The sequence below is a fragment of the Actinomadura sp. NBRC 104425 genome (assembly GCF_030269545.1).
In the GTDB taxonomy this organism is placed as follows: domain Bacteria; phylum Actinomycetota; class Actinomycetes; order Streptosporangiales; family Streptosporangiaceae; genus Spirillospora; species Spirillospora keratinilytica.
Genome location: NZ_BSTN01000017.1, coordinates 1 through 22,760, shown reverse-complemented (window position 1 = coordinate 22,760; position 22,760 = coordinate 1). Strand labels below are relative to the sequence as shown.

The following is a 22,760-nucleotide window of genomic DNA, read 5'->3' as shown; positions in this document are numbered from 1 at the left end:
ACGCAGGACCAGGCCGGGCAGGACCAGGCCGGGCGGAATCGGACGGAGCCGGGGCGGGCGGCGGCGAGGCCCGTGCGGCCTGCCGCCGTGCCGTGGGCGGAGCTGCACTGCCACTCGTCGTTCAGCTTCCTGGACGGGGCGAGCGACCCGGCCGCGCTGGTGGCGGAGGCGGCGCGGCTCGGGGTGGAGGCCATGGCGCTCACCGACCACGACGGGATGTACGGGGCGGTGCAATTCGCGCAGGCGGCGTCCGAGGCGGGCATCGCAACGGTGTTCGGGGCCGAGCTGAGCCTGGGGCTGCCCGGGCCCCAGACGGGCCAGCCCGATCCGGCGGGCCGGCATCTGCCGGTGCTGGCGCGCAACCCGGAGGGGTACGCGCGGCTGTGTGCGTCCATCACCGCGGCGCAGCTGGCGGGCGGGGAGAAAGGGCGGCCCGTCTACGACGCGGAGTCGCTCGCCGACGCCCACGGCGGCCATTGGGCAGTGCTCACCGGGTGCCGCAAGGGGGCGGTGCCCGCCGCGCTGCGGAAGCACGGCCCGGAGGCCGCCGAGCGGGAGCTTTGCGGGCTGGTGGACATGTTCGGCCGCGGCAACGTGTTCGTCGAGCTGGTCGACCACGACCTTCCGGGCGACGATCCGCGCAACGACGCCCTGGCGGAGCTGGCGGCCCGGGTGGACGTGGGGGTGGTGGCGTCCAACAACGTGCATTTCGCGGCGCCCGGCCCGGACGCGCGCCTGGCGCAGGCCCTGGCCGCCGTGCGCGCGCGGCGCAGCCTGGACGACATGGCGGGGTGGCTGCCCGCCGCCGGCACCGCGCACCTGCGCGGCGGGGCGGAGATGGCGGTGCGGCTCGCGCGGTTCCCCGGGGTGCGGGAGCGCACGGTGGAACTGGCCCGGGAATGCGCGTTCGACTTCGCCGTCGTGGCGCCGCGCCTGCCGGACTGGCCCGTCCCCGACGGCCACACCGAGGCGAGTTGGCTGCGGCACCTGGTGGCGGAGGGGGCGCGGCGGCGGTACGGGCCGCCCGAACGGGAACGCGTCCCGGGCGCGTACGCCCAGATCGCCAAAGAGCTGGACGTGATCGAGCAGCTGGGCTTCCCCGGCTACTTCCTCGTCGTGCACGACATCGTGGAGTTCTGCCGCAGCCGCGGCATCCTGTGCCAGGGGCGGGGCTCGGCGGCCAACTCGGCGGTGTGCTACGCGCTCGGCATCACCGGTGTGGACGCGGTGCGGCACGGGCTGCTGTTCGAGCGGTTCCTGTCCCCCGGGCGCGACGGGCCTCCCGACATCGACCTGGACATCGAACACCGCCGCCGTGAGGAGGTCATCCAGTACGTCTACGACAAGTACGGGCGCGAGCGCACCGCCCAGGTCGCCAACGTCATCAGCTACCGGCCGCGCATGGCCGTACGGGACGCGGCGCGCGCGCTCGGGTTCTCCCCCGGGCAGCAGGACGCCTGGTCGCGGGGCATCGATCCGCGTGACCCGGTCGGCTCGGAGGCCGACATCCCGGAGGCGGTGACGCGGCTGGCGCAGCGCATGCTCACGCTGCCCCGGCACCTGGGCATCCACTCGGGGGGCATGGTGATCGCCGACCGGCCGGTCGGGGAGGTGTGCCCCGTCGAGTGGGCGCGGATGCCCGGCCGCAGCGTCCTGCAGTGGGACAAGGACGACTGCGCGGCGGCGGGGCTGGTCAAGTTCGACCTGCTGGGGCTGGGCATGCTGGCCGCGCTGCACGACTGCTTCGACCTGGTGGCCGAACACCACGGCGAACGGTACGACCTGCAGTCCGTCCCCCCGGAGGACCCCCTGGTGTACGACATGCTGTGCGACGCGGACACCGTCGGGGTGTTCCAGGTGGAGTCGCGGGCGCAGATGGCGACGCTGCCCCGCCTCCGGCCGCGCGAGTTCTACGACCTGGTGGTGGAGGTCGCGCTGATCAGGCCCGGCCCCATCCAGGGCGGCTCCGTCCACCCGTATCTGCGGCGCCGCCGGGGGGAGGAGCCCGCCGAGTGCCCGCATCCGCTCATGGAGAACGCGTTGGCGCGCACCCTCGGCGTCCCCCTGTTCCAGGAGCAGATGATGCAGCTGGCCGTGGACTGCGCGGGCTTCTCCCCCGCCGAGGCCGACCGGCTGCGGCAGGCGATGGGCGCCAAGCGGGCGCCGGAGCGGGTGGAGCGGCTCCGGGAGCGGCTGCTGAGCGGCATGGCCGAGCGGGGCATCCCCGCCGACGTCGCCGAGGACGTCTACGAGAAGATCCTCGGATTCACCGGGTACGGGTTTCCCGAGTCGCACGCGCAGAGCTTTGCGCACCTGGTGTACGCCAGCGCCTGGCTCAAGCGGCACTATCCCGCGGCGTTCACCGCCGCGCTGCTGCGCAACCAGCCGATGGGCTTCTACTCGCCGCAGTCGCTGCTGGCCGACGCCCGCCGCCACGGGGTGGAGGTGAGGGGCGTGGACGTCAACGCCAGCGGCGCGCACCCCACCTTGGAGGAGCCCGTGCCGGTGCGGTCGAGGCATCCGCACGCGCCCAGCGCGCCGCAGCCCGCGATCCGCCTGGGCCTGGCGGGCGTACGCAACCTGGGCGAGGACACCGCCGAGGCCATCGCCGCAGGCCGCCCCTACGCGAGCATGGAGGATCTGGCACGGCGCGTCCCCCTGTCCGCGGCGGCGCTGGAGGCCCTGGCCACGGCCGGGGCGTTCGGCTGTTTCGGCCTGTCGCGCAGGGAGGCGCTGTGGGCGGCGGGCGCGCTCGCCGGGAGCGGCCCCGATCAGTTGGAGGGCGCCACCCCGGGAACGATCGCCCCGCCACTGCCCGCGATGACTCCCGTGGAGGAGACCTTGGCGGACCTGTGGGCGACGGGGGTCTCCCACACCCATCCCATGGCGCACGTGCGGGAGGCGCTGGACGAGCTGGGCGCGGTGCCCTCCGAGGGGCTCGCGCAGGCGCCCGCGGAGACCAACGTGGTGGTGGCGGGCCTGGTCACCCACCGGCAGCGGCCCCCGACGGCCGGGGGGATCGTGTTCATGACGCTGGAGGACGAGACGGGCGTCATCAACGTGGTGTGCCCGCCGCCGGTGTTCCAGCGGCACCGGGGCCTGGCGGTCGACGCGCAGGCGCTGCTGGTGAACGGGCGCCTGGAGCGCGTCGACGGGGTCACCAACGTCCGCGCCACCCGGCTTCGCCGCCTTCCCGTCCCCGGCCGCGTCCGCTCCCGAGACTTCCGCTGAGCTAGGACCAGCCGGGGTGCCCCAAGGACACGGCGCCGGGGACGAGGGACCGGTCGCCGGAGCCGTCCTGGCGCACCGCGCGCAGGCGGGGCTGGGCGTAGCGGCCGTTGACGTAGGCGATCCACGCGCCGTTCCGCGACCACGTGGGGTCCATGTCGTGTCCGGCGTCGGCGGTGACGCGGCGGGCGCCGGTGCCGTCGGCGTTCACCGCCCAGATGTCGGCCCGGGGGTAGGCGCCGCGCGTGTAGGCCAGGCGCCGCCCGTCCGGGGACCAGGCGGGGTCGACGGCGCGGACGCCGTCCGCGGTGATCCTCGTCCACGGCCGGTCGGGGTGCTGCGGGTCGAGCGTGTAGATCTGCTCGGTGCCGTCGCGTTTGCTCCAGAAGGCCAGCCGCCCCGTGGCCGACCATGCGGGGTCGTCCTTGTCGGCGGGGTCGTCGGTGAGCCGTGTCGGCGTCGTCTCGCCGATGGTGATGGCGAAGATCTGCGCGACGCCGTTGTCACGGCCCATGAACGCCAGCCGCCGTCCGTCCGGGGACCAGGCCACGCGCCCGCCCGATATCCGGTCGGTGACCTTGCGCGGATCGCTGCCGTCGGCGTTCATCACCCACGCCTCGGTGCGGCCGCCGCCCGACCGGGTGAAGGCGATGCGCCTGCGGTCCGGCGACCACACCGGGAGAGTGTCGCACTGGGGGCCGTCCACCAGGGTGGTGGGGGCGGCGGCGCCGGGGACGTACACGCCGATGTCGCCGTGGCATGTGCCGGGCCATCCGGGCCGGGTGTCGATCCGGACGAGCAAAGGGTCCTTCGGCAGCGCCGCCGGGGTCGCCGCCCCGGTGCCGGACGCGCCGTCGCGGTCCCTGACCATCAGCACGACGCCGCCTGCGACGACGGCCGCCATGAGCGCCGCCGCGCCCGTGAGCACGAGGGGGCGCCGTGGACGGCGCCGATCGGAACGCCCAAGGGCCTCCCGCGTGACCGCCCCGTGTTCGCTTGGGGCGACCGAACCCGCATCGTGTCGCGTCGCGGAGCCGCTCGGCGCGGCGGCCCCTGCTTCCTGGTGCGTCACAGAGCCGCTCGGCGCGGTGCCTCCTGGGTCGCGTAGTGTCGCGGGATCTTGTGGTGCGGCCGGTCCCGGGTCGCGGAGGCGCCAGGATTCGTCGATCGTCGTGTTGACGTCGGCCTCGGTGCCGGTGCCCCCGGTGAGGGCCAGCAGGAGGTCGCGGGCGCTGGGACGTTGCGCGGGGTCCTTGGCGAGGGCGCTGCGGACGAGGCCGGCCAGAGGCTCGGTGAGCACGCCCAGGTCGGGGTCGGCGTGGACGGCGCGGGCGGCCATGAGCTGGAACGAGCCCCGCCCGTAGGGGTTGCGGCCGTTGGCGGCGTAGGCGACCAGGCAGCCCCAGGCGAAGACGTCGACGGCGGGGGTGGCGCGCTGCCCGAGGATCTGCTCGGGCGCGATCCAGCCGGGGCTGCCGATGATCTGGCCGGTGCGGGTGTGGGACGCGGCGGCGTCGAGGGCGCGGGCGATGCCGAAGTCGATGACGCGCGGGCCGGAGATGGACAGCAGCACGTTGCTGGGTTTGAGGTCGCGGTGGACGAGCCCGGCGGCGTGGATGCCGACCAGGGCGGCGGCCACGCCGACCGCGACGCCGTGCAGCATGCCGGGCGACAGCGGGCCGTTGTCGGTGACGTGGCGCAGCAGCGACGGGCCCTCGATGTACTCGGTCACCAGGTAGGCCACGCCGTCGTCCTCGCCGTGTTCGAGGACCTGCGCGGTGCAGAACGCGGCGACCCGCTCGGCGTTGCGGGCCTCGTCGCGGAAGCGGGCGAGGAAGGCGGGGTCGTCGGCCAGCCCGGGGCGCACCACCTTGACCGCGACCGGCCGTCCGTCCGGGTCGCGGCCCAGGTAGACCGCGCCCATGCCGCCCTCGCCGATCTTGGCTTCGATGCGGTACCGGCCCACCCGCGACGGCAGGTCCGGCCGGGGCTCCCCCACATCCGAGCCAGGGGTCGGCGGGCCGTCCATGGCGATCCCCTTCCACCACCGGCCGGCCTCCGCGAGGCCCGCTCTGCTCCGCCGGGACCCGCGGGAGCCACCGCCCGCGCGGGCGGTCCGGGTCCGTTTCTGTGCTCACGATGGCAGACGCTCGGACCTACGGCCAGGTTCAGGCGCAGGTCAACAGATCACCAAATGCCGACCGCCGGACATTAAAGCTCCGTTTCATACCCCCCAAGCCGACGATCGAAACGCTCATACCGGCATTAATGTGACAGCTTGCCAGAGTCGACGTGCGGCCACCGCCGTCCACACCGTCCAGCACACCGTCCGACGTCGCCTACCAAGGGGGTGCTCTGTTGTCCGGGACGCGCCGGCGGCTGACCGGCCTATGGCATGCAGCCGCCGCGACGGCGCTCGGGGCGGTGTTCCTCACCGGGTGCACCGCGCAGCCGAGCGGGCACGCCACGGCGCCGAAGGACTCCCCAACGATCCGCACCGCCGACCCTGCCGCGGTCCCTGGCCTCACCACCGTGACGCGCGTCCGGCGGGACGGGCACCAGCGGGTGTTCATCGCGTACCCGAAGGTGCCCGGGGCACCGGAACTGACGAAGGCGTTGGCCGCCGCGGTCGACGAGCAGGTGGCGCCGTTCGACTCCGCGAGCACCCGCGTCCCGCCGCTGCCCGCCGGCGACGTGCCGGAGCTCAACGTCCGGTGGTCGCTGACGGCCGCTTCGGGCGACGTGGTCGGGGTCCGGCTGGTGACGTCCCGGACGCTGGGCTCCACGGGGGGTGAGGCGCGGCGCACGCTGTGGTACGACGGCGCCACCCGGACGGTGCACCCGTCCGCCGACCTGGTGAACGGCCCGCAGGGGCTGGCCGCACTGACGCAGCGGGTCCGCGAGCACCTGGGCGGTCAGGTCACCCTCGAACGGGTCCGCCCGGACCCCCTGCTGTTCTCCTCCATGGGCTTCAACACCGAGGGCGACCTGGTGGTGGAGTTCAGCGACTACACCGTCGCACCCGGGACGGCAGGGCGGATCGCCGCCGTCCTGGACAGCGCGACGATCATGCCCCTGCTGTCGGACTTCGGGCGGCGCGCGCGCCAGGCCGCCCTCGCCCACCGGCCGCAGGCGGCCCTGCGTCCGGAGACGACCGGCCCCCCGTCCAGCACGCCCAGCGTGAAAACGCAGTCGGCCGCCCCGCCGGCGCCCGTGGACTGCCGCCGTGCCAAGTGCGTGGCGCTGACGTTCGACGACGGCCCCGGGCCCTACACGGGACGGCTGCTGGACACGCTGGCCGCCCACGGGGCCCGCGCCACGTTCTTCGCGGTGGGCGGCAACGCCGCCGTCTATCGCGACCTGCTGCGCCGGCAGGCCGCCGAGGGGCACGAGATCGGCAACCACACGCAGGACCACCGCGACCTGGAACGCCTGGCCGCCATTCAGATGCACATGGACGTGCAGGAAACGCAGCTGCTCGTGCGCGACACCGTGGGACGCGCACCGCGGCTGCTACGGCCCCCGTACGGCTCGACCGACGGTTCGGTGGGGCAGGTCGCCGCGTCCCTGGGGCTGGTGCAGGTGATGTGGAACGTCGACGTCCACGACGAGGTCACCAGCGACCCGAAGGTGATCGCGGACCGCACCGTGTCGGCGGCCCGCCCGGGCGCGGTGGTCCTCCTGCACGACACCCGGCGTGCGACGGCGGAGGCGCTCCCGCGCATCCTGGACCGGCTCGCCCGCAAGGGCTACCGGTTCGTGACCGTCTCGCAGCTGATGAGCGGGACCCGCGTGTCCCCCGGGGAGATCTTCGGCGGGAACGCCGGCGGACGCTGACCCCTCAGCCGGTGATCATGTCGAGGCGGCGCAGGATGACGCCCTCGCGCAGCGCCCACGGGCAGATCTCCAGCTCCGCCACGCCGAACAGGTCCATCACGGCGTCGGCGACGATCGCGCCCGCGGGCAGCAGCGGCGCCCGCTGCTCGGACACCCCGGGCAGGCCGGCCCGCTCCTCGACGGTCATGCGGGCCAGCTTCTCGGTCCACTCCACCAGGTCGGCGTGGCGCAGCAGCCGCTTGGCGTAGGGGCCCTCCGCCGAAGGGGCGGCCCCGGTGATGCGGGCGAGCTGCTTGAACGTCTTGGAGGTGGCCACGGCGTGGTCGGGCGGCCCGAACCGCACCACCTCGCCGATCCGGCGGGCGATCTCGGCGCGGACGTGGCGGCGCAGCGCGCGCAGCTCGTCGGGGGGCGCCGGGTCGGCGGACAGGTGGTCGCGGGTGAGCCGGCCGGCGCCCAGCGGCAGGGAGATCGCCACGTCCGGGTCCTCGTCGATGCCCGCCGCGATCTCCAGCGAGCCGCCACCGATGTCGATCACCAGCAGGCGGCCGGAGGACCAGCCGAACCAGCGCCGCACCGCCAGGAACGTCAGCCGCGCCTCGTCGGGGCCCGGCAGCGCGCGGATGTCCACGCCGGCCCGCGCGCGGATCCGGGCGAGCACCTCCTCGCCGTTGACGGCGTCGCGCACGGCGGAGGTGGCGAAGGCGACCAGGTCCTCCACGCCCTTGTCCTCGGCGACCCGCAGCGCCTCGTCGACGAACTCGTTCAGCAGGGCCTCGCCCCGCTCCGTCAGGCGGTCGCCGTCCAGGTGGGCGGCCAGCCGCAGTTCCTCCTTGTGGGAGAAGGCGGGAAGGGGGCGCGCCCCCCGATGGGCGTCCACCACCAGAAGGTGGACGGTGTTCGAGCCCACGTCCAGCACGCCGAGTCGCATGCCATGACGCTATCGGACGGATGCGCCGTCCTATAGCACGGATCACGTGTTTCGTCCCGTGCCCGGGGGCGCCGCCGGGCACGGTGCCGGACGCCGGGGGCGTTGCTACCGTGACCGGTGTGAGCGAGGAAGGCGGGTCGCCGCGGAGCTGGCGGGTGCCGCCGGTGCACGTCGCGGTCAAGGCCGCGGCCGCCGCGGTGGTGGCGACGCTGGCCGCGGTGTCGTCCGACGACCGGCAGTTTTTGCTGCTGGCGGGGGTGGCGGCGGTCGGGCTGGCCGCGCTGGCCCTGCGGGACGTCCTGGCGCCGGTGCGGGTCGCCGCCGACGCCGAGGGCGTGACCGTGGTGCGCGGGTACGCGGGCAGGCGCCGGCTGGCCTGGCCCGAGGTGGCGGCGGTCCGGGTGGACGAGCGGCGGCGGCTGCTGATGCACACCCGGCTGTTGGAGATCGAGACCGCCGACGACCTGTTCCTGTTCAGCTTCTTCGACCTGGGGGCCGACGTCCACGACGTGGCGGCCGCCCTGGAACGGCTCCGCAGGCGCGCCGCCTCCCACCCCGAAAACTAGGCGCGTTCGGCGGGGCGTGCACGGCGGCGGCGCGGGCAGGGGCCGCCGGCCGTGCACGCCGATGCGGCACGGTCGGAGGGTGCGGGGTTAGGCGGTGGCGGGGGCGGCGGCGTATTCGGCGTCGGTGACCGGGGAGAGCCAGTGCACGACATCGTGGTCGGCGTCGCTTTCGTTGATGGCCAGGTGGACCATCAGCCGGTTGGGGGCGGCACCGTGCCAGTGCTCCTCGTCGGGCTCGAACAGGACGCGGTCGCCGGGCCGGATGACCTCGATCGGGCCGCCCCGGCGCTGGCACAGGCCGATCCCTTCGGTGACGAAGACGGTCTGGCCCAGCGGGTGGCGGTGCCAGTGGGTCCGCGCCCCGGGCATGAAGTGCACCAGGCTGGCGGTGACCCGGGACGGGGCGGGTGCGGCGGCGACGGCGTCGATGTAGACGTCGCCGGTGAACCAGTCCGCCGGGCCTTTGGCGGTGTCGATCGAGCTTCGCGTGATCTGCATGGTCGTTCCTTGTCTGCGGGTGTGAACGTCCGCCCCTCCCGGCCGCGGGAGGGCCGGACTCGGTCGAGACCTCGGGGTCAGGGCTTCAGGAGGGCCTTGACGGCGCGGCGTTCGTCCATGGCCTTGTAGGCCTCGGCGACCTGCTCCAGGGGCAGGACGAGGTCGAACACCTTGCCCGGCTCGATGGCGCCGGTCAGCACCCGGTCGATCAGGTCGGGCAGGTAGCGCCGTACGGGGGCGGGACCGCCGCGCATGCCGACGTGGGAGAAGAACAGCTCCTGCCCGTCGACCGCCACATCGTGGGGGACGCCGACGAACCCGACGCTGCCGCCCGGACGGGCCGAGCGCAGGGCCTGGCTCATCGCCTCGGGGGTGCCGACGCATTCCAGCACGCTGTCGGCGCCGATCCCGCCGGTCAGCTCCTTGATCCGGGCGACGCCCTGCTCGCCGCGCTCGGCGACGATGTCGGTCGCGCCGAGCTCGCGGGCCAGCTTCTGGCGGGGCTCGTGCCGGGACATGGCGATGATCCGCTCGGCGCCCCTCTCCTTGGCCGCGATCATCGCGCACAGGCCGACCGCGCCGTCGCCGACGACCACGGCGGTGGAGCCGGGGCGGACCTCGGCGGCCTCGGCGGCCCACCAGCCGGTGCCCATCACGTCGGAGACCGCCAGCAGCCCCGGCCAGAACTCCTCGCCGGGCACGCCGTCGGTGGCCACGAGCGTGCCCTGGGCGTTGGGGATGCGGACGTACTCGGCCTGGCAGGTGCTCATGAATTCGCGGTTCACGCAGTTGGACTGGAAGCCGTTGCGGCAGTTGGCACATGTGTTGTCCGAGGTCGCGAACGAGCCGACGACGAACTGCCCCGGCTTCACCGCGGTCACCTCCGGCCCGACCTCCTCCACGAAGCCGACGTACTCGTGGCCCATGGGATGCGGCTCGGCGGTCGGCTCCACGCCGCGGTAGGGCCACAAATCCGAGCCGCACACGCACGTCACCGCGGTGCGGATGATCGCATCAGTGGAGTGGGTGATCTTCGGGTCGTCCAAGGTCTCGAAACGGATGTCGCCAGGGGCGTGAATCACTGCTCCGCGCATGAGGAGATTTCCTTTTTCTCGTCAGGGGCGCACCGGCAGGACTTCGGCCGTGCCGCGTGCACATCGGGACCCGGAACTCAGGCGTCGGACCGCCGGGGCCGGGCACGGGACTCTTCCGATCACCGGCATGGCGGCCGGCGGGAGGAGCACCACACCGTCCAGCCAACCCCCGGCCTGCGCGCGTTGCCAGTCACCGGCGAAGGGTGTACCGGCAGTACCTCCCTAACGGCCGCCGCCGGCACGTAACGTCGAGGTGTGGACAACCGTGAGGAGGTCCGCGAGTTCCTCACCTCGCGGCGCGCGAAGATCACTCCGGAGCAGGTGGGGCTCCCGGCGGGTTCCCGGCGCCGGGTGCCGGGGCTGCGCCGCAGCGAGGTCGCCGCCCTGGCCGACATGAGCGTGGAGTACTACGCCAAACTGGAACGCGGCAACCTCGCCGGCGTCTCCCCGGCCGTCCTGGAATCTCTGGCCCGCGCCCTCCAACTGGACGACGCCGAACGCGCCCACCTGCTGAACCTGGCCCAGGCCGCCGACGGCACCGTCGCCCTCACCCGCCCCCGCCGCCGCCCCGCCAAGGGCCGGTGGAAGCCGCATCGCAGCCTGCAATGGACCCTGGACGCCATCACCGCCGGGCCCGCGTTCGTCCGCAACGGCCGCATGGACATCCTCGCCGCCAACCGGCTCGGCCGGGCGTTCTACAGCGACGTGTACGCCACCCCTGGAAACCAAGACAATCTGGCCCGGTTCCAGTTCCTCGACCCGGCCTCCCGCCGCTTCTACCCCGACTGGGGCCAGGCCGCCGACATCACCGTCGCCATCCTGCGCACCGAAGCCGGCCGCAACCCACACGACAAGGACCTGCACGACCTGGTCGGCGAGCTGTCCACCCGCAGCGACGAGTTCCGCACCCGGTGGGGCGCCCACAACGTCCGCCGCCACGGCACCGGCACCAAACGCTTCCACCATCAGGCGGTCGGCGACCTCACCCTCGCCTACGAGGGCCTGGAGATGGCCGCCGAACCGGGCCTCACCCTCACCATCTACACCGCCGAGCCCGGCTCCCCCTCCGAGGAGAGGCTGCGCCTGCTCGCCTCCTGGGCCGCCACCCCTCACACGCCCTCGCCCGCACCGCGCTCCAGCGGCTGACCACCCCGCCCAAAGAGCAGGCCTCGGCGGGGAGGGTTTCCGTCGGCCGATCAGGGGTGGACGTTGCGGGCCGTGATCAAGGGGAGGTCCAGGGCGGTGAGCAGGCCGGGGGGCGCCTGGACGACGGCGGGGACGGCGTTGACCAGGCGCATGGCGGTGGCCTTCAGCCCGGCGGTGTTGTGGTCGCCGTCGCCGCCGAGGAGCCGCAGGTCGAGGGTGTAGTCCGGTTCGCCGCGCACCTCGACGCGGTAGCAGCCCGAACCGGCGGGCCGGGGCCAGTCGGGGGCCAGGTCGTCGCGCAGCCGGGTGACGTGCTCCAGGACGATCACCGGGCGGCTCCCGCGCAGCCCGCGCACCTCGAACCGCAGCCCGGCCGCCGTGCCCTTCTCGATCGTGCCGGAGGCGATCTGGAAGGTCTCCGGCGCGGGGACGCGGGTGTGCCACTCGGCGACCTCGTCCAGCTCGATGCCGAGCCCGGCCGCCAGCTGGCGCACCACGCTGCCCCACGCCATGGTCAGCACGCCCGGGTGCAGCAGCATCGGCGTCTCGTCCAGCGGGCGGCCGAAGCCCATGACGTCGAACAGCACGGTCGGCTGGTCGTAGGTGGCGTAGTTGAGGATCTCCATGCAGCGGACCTCGTCGACGCGCTCGCTGATGCCGGTCAGCACCAGCGGGAGCGTGTCGTTGGCGAAGCCGGGGTCGATGCCGTTGACGAAGATCGATGCGCCGCCCGCGGCGGCGGCCTCGCGCACCGGACGCGACATCTCCGGCGGGACGACGCCGTCGGGGAACTGCAGGAACACCGGGCTGCTCGACACGACGTTCACCCCGGCCCGCAGGATGCGGCACAGGTCGTCGAGCGCCTCGGCGAGGCGGACGTCGGCCATCGCGGTGTAGACGACGCAGTCGGGGCGCAGGGCCAGGGCCTCGTCGGCGTCGCCGGTCGCGGTCACGCCGAGGGCGCGGCCGAGCCCGGCCAGTTCCCCGGCGTCCCGGCCGACCTTGGCGGGGTTGGACACCCACACCCCGGCCAGTTCCAGGTCGGGATGCCCGGCGATCCCGGCGATGGCGTGCCGGCCGACGTTGCCGGTGCTCCACTGGACGACGCGGTAGGTCATCGGGACTCCTGGGGTGCCGGGGGCCGCAGGTCGGGCAGGCCGAGGTCGAGCTGTGGCCGGTCGATGCCGCCGTCGACCTCCAGCACCTTGCCGGTGACGTAGGCGCCGGCGGGCGAGGCGAGGTAGAGGACGGACGCGGCGATGTCCTCGGGGTCGCCGATGCGGCCCAGGGGCGTGTTGCCCTCCATCTGAGTGCGCAGTTCGTCGCTGCTCATGACGATGTCGAGGGCGGACGTGGCGACCGACCCGACCGCGATGGCGTTGACGCGCACGCGCGGCGCCAGGTCGAGCGCGGCGATCCGGGTGTAGTGGGCGAGGGCGGCCTTGGCGGTGCCGTAGGCGAGGAAGCCGCGGCCCGCGACGCGGCCCATCACCGAGGAGATGTTGACGACCGCGCCGTCGCCGGACGCCAGCAGGTGCGGGACGGCGGCGCGGGTGAGGGCGTGCGTGATCCCGACATTGAACTGGAACGCGTTCTCGAGATGGTCGTAGCCGGTGTCGGTGAAGGCGCGCGGCAGCGCCCCGCCGACGTTGTTGACGACGATGTCCAGGCGGCCGAACGCGGCGGCGGCCCGGTCGGCGAGGGCGGCCGCGGCGGCCAGGTCGGACAGGTCGGCCGGGACGACGACGGCGCGCCGCCCGGCCGCCTCGATCTCGGCGGCGACCTTGCGAAGCTGTTCTTCGGTGCGGGCGGCCACCAGGACGTCGGCGCCGGCCTGGGCCAGCGCCACGGCGGTGGCGGCGCCGATGCCGCGGCCCGCGCCGGTGACCACGGCGGCCTTCCCGTCGATGCGGAAGCGGTCCAGGATCACGGGCGCCCCCCTTCCGGCTGCTCGGCTGCGGCCAGCGTAAGCCCGACCTAGAACGTGTTTCAATACGGTGCTCAGGCGAGCAGGTCCACGGTCGTTCCGGCTCCGGCGCGCGCGGCGGCCCGGTAGGCGGCCCACGACAGGGCCAAATCCTGCCAGGGCAGGCCGACGGGGGCGTAGACGGTGATCTCGTCGTCGCGGCCGCGGCCCGCCGCCCGGCCGCACAGCAGGTCGTGCAGGGTGGTCGCGGCGCGCCGGACGGCGGGGGCGGCGCCGGCGAGCGCGCCCATCCGGGTGGCGAGGGCGATGTCGTCGACCACGACGCGGGCGCCGTCCAGCAGGTCGGCCGACAGCTCGGCCTTGCCCGGCTCGTCGGCGCCCAGCGAGGTCAGGTGGGTGCCGGGCGGCACGTCGGCGGCGTGCAGCAGCGGCCGCCGCGCCCAGGTGGCCAGCACGACGATGCCGGCGGCGCGGGCTGCGGCGCGCGGCTCGCCGGCGACCGAGGCGGGGACGCCGAGCGAGGCCCCGTGCCGTTCGGCGAAGGCGGCGGCGCGGCCCGGGTCCAGGTCGCATACGGTGAGCGCCTCGATCGTCCGCAGCGCCGCCAGCCCGCGCATCACCAGTTCGGCCTGGGCGCCGCGCCGACGACGGCCACCGCACGGGCGCCGGGGCGGGCCAGCGCGTCGGTGGCGAGGGCGGCGGCGAGCCCGGTGCGCCAGGCCGTCACGGTCGCCGAGTCGAGCAGGGCGAGCAGTTCGCCGGTGCGCAGGTCGTGCAGGCACACCACGCCGCGCAGCGCCGGGCGGGCGCCGGGGAACTTGGCGTTCACCTTCACCGTGTAGGCGGGGACGCCTTCGATGAGCCCGGGGACCAGCACCGTCGCGCTGCCCTCCGGCAGGCCCGTCACCACCCGGCGGGGCTCCGTCCGCGCCGGCGGCGCGGTGAATCCGTGCCGCAGGGCGGCCAGGCAGTCGGCGGGGTCGAGCAGTCGTTCCAGGTCGGAGCGGGTCAGCAGCAGCGTCACCCGGTTCATTGTGCCGTCGGGCGGCGGGGCGCGGTGGTCCGCTGAACCGGTCATCCTGCCCGGCGGCCGGCATGTCCATGCCTTTCCCAACCTGCCAACAAATCTTTGGATCTTGGGCACCGGCGACCTGACGGTGACCGTGACCGACGCGGACGCCGCCGAGGCCGTGCGCGCGGCGGGCGCCAAGCCCAAGATGGTGCAGCGCGGCGGCGACGACCTGCAGAAGGTCATGGCGGCGCTCAAGCGGGACGCCTCCGTCCCGGGCACCGCCTGGGCCGTGGACCCGGCCGCCGACCAGGTGGTGCTGTCGGTGGACCGCACCGTCACCGGCGAGCGGCTCGCCAAGGTGCGCGCGGCCGCCGCCGCGCACGGCGCCGCGGTGCGCACCGAACGCGTGAACGGCGAGTTCCGCCTGTTCACGGCGGGCGGTGAGGCGATCTACACCAGCGGCGGGCGGTGCTCGCTCGGCTTCAACGTCCGCCGCGGCTCGGAGTACTTCTTCCTGACGGCCGGGCACTGCACCGAGGCCGGCTCGTCGTGGTACTCCGACTCCGGGCGCACCAGCAAGCTCGGCGACAACGCGGGCAGCAGCTTCCCGGGCAACGACTACGGCCTCGTCCGGTACGCGGGCACGCCCGCCGACACCCGCGGCACCGTCAGCCTTTACGGCGGCACGCAGGACATCACGCAGGCCGGTTCGGCGACCGTGGGGCAGCGCGTCACCCGCAGCGGCAGCACGACCGGGGTGCACGAGGGCGAGGTGACGGCGCTGAACCAGACCGTCAACTACGCCGAGGGCACCGTCACGGGCCTGATCCGCACGACGGTGTGCGCCGAGCCGGGCGACAGCGGCGGTCCGCTGTTCGCCGGGTCGACGGCGCTGGGCCTGACCTCGGGCGGCAGCGGCGACTGCACGTCGGGCGGCACGACGTTCTTCCAGCCGGTGGGCGAGGCGCTCAGCGCGTACGGCGTCGAGGTGTACTGACCCGCTGCGACGGCCCCTGGTCCCGCGCGCCGCGGGGTCAGGGGCCCGCAGGCACCGCCAGGGCGCGCTCCACCTCCGCGATCACCGTGTCGCGCTGCGGGACGAGGTAGAAGTGGTCGCCGGGCAGCACCTGGCAGCGGAACGCGCCGTCGGTCAGGTCGCCCCACCGGGGCGCCCGGTCGGCGGGGACATGGGGGTCGGCGTCCCCGACCAGCGCCGTCACCGGGACGGTGAGCCGCGGCCCGGGGCGGTGCTCGTACCGTTCGACCAGCCGGAAGTCGTTGCGCACGTACGGCAGCACCAGCTCGCGCAGTTCGGGGTCGCGCAGGGCGTCGGCGTCCGACCCGCCCAGGGCGACCATCTCGGCGACCAGCCCGTCGTCGTCGAGGTCGGACAAGCGCCGGTCCTCGCGGTCGTGCGGGGCGCGTGCGCCGGACGCGAACAGGTGCACGGGGGCGGTGCCGCGTTCCTGCAGCAGCCGGGCCGTCTCGTAGGCGATGATGGCGCCCATGCTGTGCCCGAACAGCGCGGCGGGCCGGTCCAGCAGCGGCGCCATCGCCCCGGCGATCAGGCGGGCGAGCTGGTGCGCGTCGTCGACGAACGGGTCGGCGAGGCGGTCGGCGCGCCCGGGGTACTGCACCGCCTGCACCTCGACGGCGCGGCCGATCCGCGCGGACCACGGGCGGTAGAACACCGCCGATCCGCCCGCGTGGGGGAAGCAGAACAGCCGCAGCGACGCCCAGGGGCGGGTCTCGGTGCAGCGGAACCACGTCACGTGATCAACTCCTCGTCCTCGGCCGGAGGCGGGCTCACGCGGGGATGGTACGGCAGCGGCCGCGGCGACCCCCGGCGTCCGTCCGACCGGCCATGCCCGGGGGCGGCTAGTCGCCCATCGCCTCGGCCAGGCTCCTCGGCCGCATGTCCGTCCAGCGCTCGGCGATGTGGTCCAGGCAGGCCTGCCGGGTGTCCTCGGTCTTGTCGACCGTCCACCCGGCGGGGACCTCGGCGAACGACGGCCACAGCGAGTACTGGCCCTCGTGGTTGACCAGGACGAGGTAGGTGCCGTCGGGGTCTTCGAAGGGGTTGGTCATCGGTTCTCCTCAGCGTGGTGCGGTGGCGGCGAGGCGGGCGGCCAGCACGGCGCCCATCTCGGCGACGGGTCCGGGTTCCAGCAGTTCGTGGTGTTCGGCGTCGACGGGGTGGTCGTGCACGCGGCCGTCGACCAGCGGCCCCCAGGTGGCGGCGGCGGTCGGCGCCCCGGCGGGGCGGCCGCGGCGGGCGGTGAAGAACACCAGGTCGCCGCTGAAGCGCCCGGGCCGGTACGCCTCGGCCTGCCGCAGCCCGTTCTCGTAGTTGCGGTAGACGTTGACCAGGGCGTCCTCGTCGAGCGTGGCCAGGGCGTCGCCGCGTTCGGCCAGCAGCGCCATGATCTGCTTGATGTCGGGGTGGCCGTCGGGGGCGACGGTGCGCGGGTCCACGCCGATGGCCTGCAGCAGTTCGGGCAGCACGTCGCGGCGTTCGGAGTCCAGGTCCTGGCCGTGGTAGGCGTCCAGGAGGGCGAGCAGCGCGACCCGCTCCCCCGCCGCCTGCAGCCGGCAGGCCATCTCGTAGGCGACCAGCCCGCCGAGCGACCAGCCGCACAGGTGGTACGGCCCGGACGGCTGCACGGCGCGGATCTGCTCGAGGTAGTCGGCGGCCATCTCCTCCACCGACCCGGGCAGCTCGGCCTGGGTGAACGCGCGCGCCTGCAGGCCGTAGACGGGCTGGTCGGGGCCGAGGTGGCGGCAGAACCGCAGGTAGCCCCAGGCCAGGCCGCCGGCGGGGTGGACGAAGAACACCGGCGGCCGGCTCCCGGTGGTGCGCAGGGGCAGCAGCACCTCGAACCCGAGCCGGCCGGTGTCGTCGGCGTAGCGGCGGGTGAGCGCCTCGACGGTCTGGTGGGTGAACACGTCCCGGGGCGTCAGCTCGATCCCGGCCTCCCGGGCGCGGGCGACGAGCTTGAGCGCGGTGATGCTGTCGCCGCCGAGGTCGAAGAAGCTGACGTCGGCGCCGACCCGTTCCAGGCCGAGGACCTGGGCGAACGCCTCGCACAGCCGTTCCTCGTCGGGGGTGGCGGGGGCGCGTCCCCCGGCGGCGGCGTCGAAGCCGGGGGCGGGCAGCGCGTCGCGGTCGAGCTTGCCGTTGGGGTTGACGGGCAGGGTGTCGAGCAGGACGAACGCCGCCGGGACCATGTACTCGGGCACCCGTTCGGCCGTGTGCCGCCGCAGCTCGGCCGGCAGCTCGGCCATGTCGGCGCCGCCGTCCTTGGGCACGACGTAGGCGACGAGGCGTTTGACGCCGCCGGCGTCCTGCCGGGCGACGACGGCGGCGTTGGCGACGGCGGGGTGGGCGGCGAGGGCCGCTTCGATCTCGCCGGGTTCGATGCGGAACCCGCGCACCTTGACCTGGAAGTCGACCCGGTCGAGGTATTCGAGGGTGCCGTCGTCGCGCCACCGCACCAGGTCGCCGGTGCGGTACATGCGGTCGCCGGGGGCGCCGAACGGGTCGGCGACGAACCGTTCGGCGGTGAGGGCGGGCCGGTGCAGGTAGCCGCGGCCGACTCCGGCGCCCGCGATGTACGCCTCGCCGGGGACGCCCGGCGGGACCGGCCGCAGCCCGGCGTCCAGCACGTACACGCGCATGTCGTCGATGGGCCGGCCCAGCACCGCCGCGGTCTCGTCCGGGTCGGCGAGCGCGCCGCGCATGCCGGTGACCGTGGTGTAGGTGGTGGCCTCGGTGGGCCCGTACACGTGGCCGACCTCGGTGTCCGGGCACGCCGCGAGGACCTTGCGCATCGCCGCAGGGGAGCCCGCCTCGCCTCCCGTGAGCACCTGGCGCAGGCGCGCGAAGGCGTGCGGGCGTTCCTCGGCGACCAGGTTGAACAGGGTGGTGGTGAGGAACAGCGCGGTGACGTCCTCGGCGGCGATGAGCCGTTCCAGGGTGTCGGCGTCGAGGCGTCCGGGCGGGGCGACGATGCTGGTGCCGCCGTTGAGCAGCGGCGTGAACATCTCGTACAGGGACGCGTCGAAGGCGTGCGGGGAGTGCACGAGCACGCGTTGGTGCGCGGGGGTGCGCAGGCGTGCGTCGTCGGCCAGGGCCACGATGTCTCGGTGCCGCAGCACGACGCCCTTGGGGACGCCGGTGGAGCCAGAGGTGAACAGCACGCACGCCGCCTGTTCGGGGTGGGCGGGGACGCCGGGGTCGGTGTCGGGCTGCGCGGCCAGCTCCGGGTCGTCGTCCACGACCAGGATGCGGGCGCCGACGTCCAGGCCGGCGACGCGGTCCTTCATGGGGGTGTTGACGAGCAGGACGGGCGCGTCGACCTCCTCGACCGCCCAGGCCATGCGGTCGCGCGGGTACCCGTGGTGGATCGGCGCGAACACGCCGCCCGCCTTCAGCACCGCCAGGCTCGCCGCGATCACGTCGGCGGACCGTTCGAGCAGCATCGCCACCCGCGTCTCCCGGCGCACGCCCAGCCCGGCCAGGCGGTGGGCGAGCCGGTTGGCGCGGGCGTCCAGCTCGGCGTAGGTGAGGGTCTCCCCCGCCGCCGAACGCACGGCGACGGCGTCGGGGTGTTCGGCCGTGCGGCGCGCGAACCGGCCGGTGACGGTCTGCGGGGGGCGTGCGGTGGCCGGGCCCTGCCAGTCGCGCAGGACGCGGCCGCGTTCGGCGTCGTCGAGGACGTCGATGCGGGCCAGGGGCGTGCCGGGCCGGTGCGCGATCGCCTCCAGGACGCGCAGGAGCCGTTCCATGACGCGGGCGGCGTCGCGGGCGGTGTAGAGGTCGGTGCGGTAGTCGAGCCTGAGGGACAGGCGCCGGCCCGGTACGGCGGCGAGGGTGAGCGGGTAGTGGCTGGCGTCGTAGCCGTCGACGCCGTGCAGGGTGAGCCCGCCCAGGTCGGTGCCCGCCGCGTCCGGGTCGAACGGGTAGTTCTCCAGCACCGTCATGGTGTCGAACAGGGATCCGATGCCGGTGAGGCGCTGGATGTCGGTCAGCCCCAGGTGGTGGTGGGGCATCAGGTCGGCCTGTTCGCGCTGCAGGCGGGTGAGGGCCTCGGCCACGGTGTCGCCGGGGCGGGCCCGCACGCGGATGGGCAGCGTGTTGATGAACAGCCCGATCATCTGCTCCACACCGGGCAGTTCGGGGGGACGGCCGGACACGGCCGCGCCGAACACCACGTCCGTGCGTCCCGTCAGGCGCGCCAGCAGCACGCCCCACGCGAGCTGCAGGACGGTGCTGAGGGTGGCGCCGTGGGCGCGGGCGCGCGCGGACAGCGCGGCGGTGAGGTCTTCGGGCAGCAGGCGCCGCACCTTGTCGGGGGGTGCGGCCGCGGGGGCGTCGCCTGCGTGCGGGGCGACGAGCGTGGGTTCGTCCAGGCCGGCCAGTGCGCGCCGCCAGGCGTCCTCGGCGGCGCCGCGGTCCTGGTGGGCGAGCCAGGCCAGGTAGTTCTTGTACGGGGTGACGCGGGGCATGCCCGTGTCGTCGCCCTTGGCCAGGTACAGCGCGAACAGCTCGGTCTGCAGCACCGGGGTGGACCAGCCGTCCAGCAGGATGTGGTGGTTGGTGAACACCATCCGGTGCCGGTCGGCGGCCAGCTTGATCAGCAGGAAGCGCAGGAGCGGCGGTCTGGCCAGGTCGAACGGCCGGGCGCGTTCGGCCTCGGCGAGCAGGCGGGCCTCGTCCTCGCGCCGCTCCGCCGGCAGGTCGGACAGGTCGGTCTCGGTCCAGGGCAGCCGCACCCGCCGGTGCACGACCTGCACGGCGCTGCCGTCCTTGCGCTGCCGGAACCCGGCCCGCAGGTTGGCATGCCGCCGCAGCAGCGCCTCGGCGGCCGCCCGCAGCGCGCCGGTGTCCAGCGGCCCGACCATGTCGAACGCGATCTGCGCGGTGTAGACGTCGCCGCCGCCGGAGTCGTAGCGCGCGTGGAAGAACAGGCCCTGCTGCAGCGGCGACAGCGACCAGATGTCCTCCAGCTGCGACTTCACTCCGGATCCCATGCGTCCTCCGCGTCCAGCTCGGCGGCCAGCTCGTCGATCTCCTCCTGGCTGATCGACACCAGCGGCAGGTCGGACGGGGTGAACCCGCCGACCGGGCCGTGCGAGGCGCCGTCGGCCACGTGCGCGACCAGCCCGCGCAGGGCGTCCTGCCACCGGCCGGCGAGGTCGGCGATCTCGTCCTCGGTGAACAGGCCGCCCGCCCAGGTCCAGGTGGCGCTGAGCTCCGGCCCGCCGGGCAGGTCCCGGGTCTGCGCGTTCACCTCGATCGCGTGGACCATGCCGAGGCGCGGGTGCATGCTCGGGCCGAGCGCGTCGGTCTCCTCGCGTGCGGCGGGCGCCCAGTCGGCCGGCTCCGGCTGGGGCGAGCGGCCGAAGTAGTTGAACGCGATCTGCGGGGCGGGGTGCGCGGCGAGCCGTCCGGCGGTGGACGGGTTGAGGTGGCGGAGCAGGCCGTAGCCGATGCCGTTGTCGGGGATCTCGCGGAGCTGCTCCTTGACCTTCTTCAACGCGGTGCCGAGCGCCGGGCCGCCCGCGCGGATCTCCCCCGGCTCCACCGCACCCGGGTCGAGCCGCACCGGGTGGATCGAGGTGAACCAGCCGACCGTCCGCGTGACGTCCGCGCCCGGGACGACGTCCTCGCGGCCGTGGCCCTCCAGGTCGATCAGTACGGCGGTGTCGTCGCCGCGGCCGCGGTCGCGCCGCCATCCGGCGACGGCGAGGGCTAGGGCGGTGAGCAGCACGTCGCCCACGCGGCCGTGGAAGGCGGCGGGCACGTCGGTCAGCAGCGGCGCGGTGACGTCGGCGGGCAGGTCCACGGTGAGGTGGCGGGCCGTGCCGAACGTGTCGGCGGCGGGGTCGAGGGGGCGGCGGCCGAGCACCGGATCGGGCGTGGCGAGGATGTCGGTCCACAGCGGCAGTTCGGCGGTGCGGGCGGGTTCGGCGGCCTCGGCTGCCAGGCGCTGCGCCCACCGGCGGTAGGAGGTGCCGACGGGGTGGAACTCGCCGCCGCCGGTGAGGGCGGTCACCAGGTCGAGCAGCAGGATCGGCCAGGACACCGCGTCCACGGCCAGGTGGTGGACGGTCACCAGCAGCCGCCCGGACCGGGCGGGCCCGGCGTCGAACCACACCAGCCGGGTCATGATCCCGGCGGCGGGGTCGAGGCCGGCGCGGGCCGCGGCGGCCTCCTCGGCGAGGACGGCGCGCAGGTCGCAGACGCCGGACACGTCCACGCGGCGGACGAGTGCGGCGGCGTCCACCGTGCCGGGTTCCGGAACCTCGTACTCCCAGTCCGGGGCGGTGCGGTCGACGCGCAGCCGCAGCATGTCATGGTGGTCGAGGACCCTTTGGAGGGCGGCGGCCAGGGCGTCCACGGTGAGGCCCGGGGGCACCTGGAGCAGCGTGCGCTGGCTGTAGTCGTCGGTGGGGCCGGTGAGTTCCTGGAACCAGCGCATGATGGGGGTCGCGGGCACGACTCCCAGTCCGGCGCCGGGCGGTTCGGTTTCGACGGCGTCGGCGTCGGCGAGGGGGCGGGCGACGGCGGCGAGCTCTTCGACGGTCTGGTGCTGGAACACCTCGCGCGGGGAGATCACCAACCCCGCTTGGCGGGCCCGCGACACCAGCTGGATCGCGATGATCGAGTCACCGCCCAAGTCGAAGAACCCGTCGTCGACGCCGACCCGTTCCAAGCCCAGCACCTCGGCGAACAACCCGGCCAGCACCTCTTCCTCGGCCGTCCGGGGCGTCCGCGACGACACACGCACCGACACCCCCGGGTCGGGCAGGGCGGCGCGGTCGAGCTTGCCGTTGACCGTCAACGGCAGCGCGTCGAGCTTCACCACGGCCGCCGGGACCATGTACTCCGGCAGCTGGGATCCGGTGAAGCGCCTCAAGTCCGAGGGGTCGATGTCGTCGGAGGTGACGACGTAGGCGATGAGACGGTCGTCGCGGACGATCACCGCGACGTCGGCGACCGCCTCGTGCCGCGCCAGCACCGCCTCGACCTCGCCCAACTCGATCCGGAACCCGCGCAACTGCACCTGCAGATCCGACCGGCCGAGATACTCCAAACGCCCATCGCTGCGCCACCGGGCCAGGTCACCCGTGCGGTACATGCGCGTCCCGGGCCGACCGTAGGGGTCGGGCACGAACCGTTCGGCGGTCAGCGCGGGACGGTTCCAATAGCCGCGCGCCAAACCGGCCCCGGCCACGTACAACTCCCCCACCACACCCGGCGGGACCGGCCGCAGCCTCTCGTCGAGAACGTAGATGCGCAGGTCGGGGATGCCCGTGCCGATGAGGCTTCCCGGGCCGGTCGCCGCGTAGATGCGATCCAGCCGCTGGTAGGTGACGTGCACGGTGGTTTCGGTGATGCCGTACATGTTCACCAGCACCGGAGCGTCGTCCGGGTGCCGCGAGTACCAGTCCTCCAGCCGCCCCAGCTCCAGCGCCTCACCGCCGAACACCACCAACCGCAACGCCAGATCCGCAC

15 protein-coding genes and 1 pseudogene are annotated in these 22,760 nt (G+C 74.4%); 5 read left to right on the top strand and 11 right to left on the bottom strand.

The window, feature by feature from the left end:
• Positions 1-3,231: error-prone DNA polymerase (locus QSK22_RS23230; protein WP_285496437.1), on the top strand; the 3,231-nt coding region annotated here is incomplete at its 5' end.
• A gap of 1 nt (position 3,232) precedes the next feature.
• On the opposite strand, the gene QSK22_RS23225 is transcribed toward QSK22_RS23230, so the two are convergent.
• Positions 3,233-5,257 carry a protein kinase domain-containing protein gene (locus QSK22_RS23225; RefSeq protein ID WP_285496436.1) on the bottom strand — a complete coding sequence of 675 codons (2,025 nt, stop codon included), beginning with the start codon at positions 5,255-5,257 and terminating at the stop codon, positions 3,233-3,235.
• Between the two features lie 329 nt (positions 5,258-5,586).
• On the opposite strand from QSK22_RS23225, the gene QSK22_RS23220 reads away from it, so the two are divergent.
• Positions 5,587-7,065, top strand: a complete 1,479-nt coding sequence (locus QSK22_RS23220) for a polysaccharide deacetylase family protein (RefSeq protein WP_285496435.1) — start codon at positions 5,587-5,589, stop codon at positions 7,063-7,065.
• Between the two features lie 4 nt (positions 7,066-7,069).
• On the opposite strand, the gene QSK22_RS23215 is transcribed toward QSK22_RS23220, so the two are convergent.
• A complete protein-coding gene (locus QSK22_RS23215; RefSeq protein WP_285496434.1) occupies positions 7,070-7,996 on the bottom strand; it encodes a Ppx/GppA family phosphatase in 927 nt (308 codons plus the stop codon).
• A 119-nt stretch (positions 7,997-8,115) separates the two neighbouring features.
• On the opposite strand from QSK22_RS23215, the gene QSK22_RS23210 reads away from it, so the two are divergent.
• Positions 8,116-8,562 carry a PH domain-containing protein gene (locus QSK22_RS23210; protein ID WP_285496433.1) on the top strand — a complete coding sequence of 149 codons (447 nt, stop codon included), beginning with the start codon at positions 8,116-8,118 and terminating at the stop codon, positions 8,560-8,562.
• Between the two features lie 87 nt (positions 8,563-8,649).
• Here the strand turns inward: QSK22_RS23210 and QSK22_RS23205 are convergent, their stop codons facing one another.
• Both QSK22_RS23205 and QSK22_RS23200 read right to left on the bottom strand, forming a co-directional pair.
• Entirely contained in the window at positions 8,650-9,060 is a 411-nt protein-coding gene (locus QSK22_RS23205) for a (R)-mandelonitrile lyase (RefSeq protein ID WP_285496432.1), read from the bottom strand.
• Between the two features lie 77 nt (positions 9,061-9,137).
• Positions 9,138-10,154 carry a zinc-dependent alcohol dehydrogenase family protein gene (locus QSK22_RS23200; protein ID WP_285496431.1) on the bottom strand — a complete coding sequence of 339 codons (1,017 nt, stop codon included), beginning with the start codon at positions 10,152-10,154 and terminating at the stop codon, positions 9,138-9,140.
• A gap of 255 nt (positions 10,155-10,409) precedes the next feature.
• Here QSK22_RS23200 and QSK22_RS23195 point away from each other — a divergent pair, with 255 nt between their 5' ends.
• Complete coding sequence (locus QSK22_RS23195; protein WP_285496430.1) at positions 10,410-11,300, top strand: helix-turn-helix transcriptional regulator; 891 nt, start codon at positions 10,410-10,412, stop codon at positions 11,298-11,300.
• Positions 11,301-11,350: 50 nt separating this feature from the next.
• Here the strand turns inward: QSK22_RS23195 and QSK22_RS23190 are convergent, their stop codons facing one another.
• The 3 genes and pseudogenes from QSK22_RS23190 to QSK22_RS23180 all read right to left on the bottom strand — a co-directional run bounded on the left by QSK22_RS23190 (position 11,351) and on the right by QSK22_RS23180 (position 14,260).
• On the bottom strand, positions 11,351-12,418 hold the full coding sequence (locus QSK22_RS23190) for an NAD(P)H-dependent amine dehydrogenase family protein (RefSeq protein ID WP_285496429.1): 1,068 nt from the start codon (positions 12,416-12,418) through the stop codon (positions 11,351-11,353).
• Positions 12,415-13,230 carry an SDR family oxidoreductase gene (locus tag QSK22_RS23185; RefSeq protein WP_285496428.1) on the bottom strand — a complete coding sequence of 272 codons (816 nt, stop codon included), beginning with the start codon at positions 13,228-13,230 and terminating at the stop codon, positions 12,415-12,417. Before QSK22_RS23185 ends, QSK22_RS23190 begins: the two co-directional genes overlap by 4 nt.
• 71 nt (positions 13,231-13,301) lie before the next feature.
• Positions 13,302-14,260 (bottom strand): annotated as a pseudogene (locus QSK22_RS23180) (ornithine cyclodeaminase family protein).
• Positions 14,261-14,363: 103 nt separating this feature from the next.
• Here QSK22_RS23180 and QSK22_RS23175 point away from each other — a divergent pair.
• Positions 14,364-15,236, top strand: coding sequence for a S1 family peptidase (locus tag QSK22_RS23175; protein ID WP_285496427.1), 873 nt, complete (start codon positions 14,364-14,366; stop codon positions 15,234-15,236).
• A 37-nt stretch (positions 15,237-15,273) separates the two neighbouring features.
• Here QSK22_RS23175 and QSK22_RS23170 read toward each other — a convergent pair whose 3' ends face one another.
• The 4 genes from QSK22_RS23170 to QSK22_RS23155 all read right to left on the bottom strand — a co-directional run.
• Complete coding sequence (locus tag QSK22_RS23170) at positions 15,274-16,011, bottom strand: thioesterase II family protein (protein WP_285496426.1); 738 nt, start codon at positions 16,009-16,011, stop codon at positions 15,274-15,276.
• 106 nt (positions 16,012-16,117) lie between these two features.
• Positions 16,118-16,327, bottom strand: coding sequence for an MbtH family protein (locus QSK22_RS23165; RefSeq protein ID WP_285496425.1), 210 nt, complete (start codon positions 16,325-16,327; stop codon positions 16,118-16,120).
• 9 nt (positions 16,328-16,336) lie between these two features.
• Complete coding sequence (locus QSK22_RS23160; RefSeq protein WP_285496424.1) at positions 16,337-20,272, bottom strand: non-ribosomal peptide synthetase; 3,936 nt, start codon at positions 20,270-20,272, stop codon at positions 16,337-16,339.
• Positions 20,257-22,760: condensation domain-containing protein (locus tag QSK22_RS23155; protein WP_285496423.1), on the bottom strand; the 2,504-nt coding region annotated here is incomplete at its 5' end. The genes QSK22_RS23155 and QSK22_RS23160, both read right to left, overlap by 16 nt.

Excerpts from the sequence above, each read along its gene's own strand:
- QSK22_RS23225 (WP_285496436.1), bottom strand. The coding sequence starts at position 5,257 with ATGGACGGCCCGCCGACCCCTGGCTCGGATGTGGGGGAGCCCCGGCCG.
- QSK22_RS23160 (WP_285496424.1), bottom strand. The coding sequence starts at position 20,272 with ATGGGATCCGGAGTGAAGTCGCAGCTGGAGGACATCTGGTCGCTGTCG.
- QSK22_RS23200 (WP_285496431.1), bottom strand. The coding sequence starts at position 10,154 with ATGCGCGGAGCAGTGATTCACGCCCCTGGCGACATCCGTTTCGAGACC.
- QSK22_RS23190 (WP_285496429.1), bottom strand. The coding sequence starts at position 12,418 with ATGACCTACCGCGTCGTCCAGTGGAGCACCGGCAACGTCGGCCGGCAC.
- QSK22_RS23205 (WP_285496432.1), bottom strand. The coding sequence starts at position 9,060 with ATGCAGATCACGCGAAGCTCGATCGACACCGCCAAAGGCCCGGCGGAC.
- QSK22_RS23215 (WP_285496434.1), bottom strand. The coding sequence starts at position 7,996 with ATGCGACTCGGCGTGCTGGACGTGGGCTCGAACACCGTCCACCTTCTG.
- QSK22_RS23165 (WP_285496425.1), bottom strand. The coding sequence starts at position 16,327 with ATGACCAACCCCTTCGAAGACCCCGACGGCACCTACCTCGTCCTGGTC.